The 552-nt window shown below is 60.9% G+C and carries 1 protein-coding gene; it reads left to right on the forward strand.

Going from position 1 to position 552, the window contains the following annotated elements:
* Positions 1-522: HipA domain-containing protein (locus AC1DTN_RS38880; RefSeq protein WP_477925565.1), on the forward strand; the 522-nt coding region annotated here is incomplete at its 5' end.
* Positions 523-552 lie beyond the last annotated feature (30 nt).

Genomic DNA, 552 nt, shown 5'->3' on the forward strand with positions numbered 1-552 from the left:
TACGGCTATCCCCAGTTGGCGCAGCAGCTGCGCAGGCTGGCGCGATCGAGCGACATCCCAGCGCAGCAAGCCGAGCTGTTCAGGCGCATGGTGTTCAACATTCTCATGGACAACACCGACGACCACGAGAAGAACCATGGGCTGCTGCGACAAGGGGATGGAAGTTGGGCCTTGTCGCCGGCGTTCGACATCGTCTCGAGCATGAGCGGCATCGGGTATCAAGCATTTCGGGTGGGCCGCGACGGAGCAGATTCAACCCTGGAAAACGCACTTTCCGAGGTGCGTTCTTTCGGCCTCAAGCTGCCTGAAGCGAAAGCGATCGTGCAGGAGATCGCTCGCGTTGTCGACGGTTGGCGCGATCACTTCGAAAACTGCGGGGTGGGAGAAGCGGACCTTGAGATCCTTGGGCAGTATCTTGACAACGATCGCGTCGGGTCACAGCGACGTGCGCACGTTACTGGGGCTGTCGCTCAGCCAAATTCACTACCGGAAGAACCGCCAGAGGACCCGCCGCGTGGGTAGATCAAAGTCTCGCTCGCGGCGCGCCAGAGC

It is taken from the genome of Rhizobium sp. 01T444 (genome assembly GCF_056398305.1).